General features: G+C 47.8%; 1 pseudogene. It reads left to right on the forward strand.

The window, feature by feature from the left end:
* Positions 1-795, forward strand: a pseudogene (locus R7190_RS26765) (DNA topoisomerase IV subunit B); the annotation flags it as partial.

Below are 795 nucleotides of genomic sequence, written 5' to 3' on the forward strand. Positions count from 1 at the left end.
AAAAACTACCAGTTTTCAGGTGGTTTGCACGGTGTAGGTATCTCAGTAGTAAACGCGCTGTCTAAGCGAGTTGAAGTGACGGTACGTCGTGATGGTCAAGTGTACGAAATTGCTTTTGAGCACGGTGACAAAGTATCAGACCTTACTGTAACGGGCACATGTGGTCGCCGCAATCGCGGTACTAGCGTGCACTTTTGGCCGGATGCGAAGTATTTCGATTCAGCTAACTTCTCTGTAACTCGTTTGGTGAACAACCTACGAGCGAAAGCGGTACTTTGCCCAGGTCTAGAAATTACGTTTACCGATAAAGTAAACAACAAAGACTACCAGTGGTACTACGAAGATGGTTTGAAAGACTATCTAGCCGAAGGCGTAAAAGGTTACCCAGTACTACCAGAAGAACCGTTTACTGGGGAGTTTTCTGCAGACACAGAAGCAGCAAACTGGGCAGTAATCTGGCAGCCAGAAGGCGGCGAGATGATCACCGAAAGTTACGTGAACCTTATCCCAACAGCTCAGGGTGGTACACACGTAAATGGTCTTCGCCAAGGTTTGTTGGATGCGATGCGTGAGTTCTGTGAATTCCGCAACTTGCTACCACGTGGTGTGAAGCTAACGGGCGATGATGTTTTCGACCGTTGTTCGTACGTGTTGTCGGTTAAGATCCAAGATCCACAGTTTGCTGGTCAGACTAAAGAGCGTCTCTCTTCGCGTCAAACCGCTGCGTTTGTCTCTGGTGTGGTAAAAGATGCATTCAGTCTGTGGCTAAACGAAAAGCCTCAACTTGCAGAGCAA

It is taken from the genome of Vibrio sp. 1078-1, from assembly GCF_033340475.1.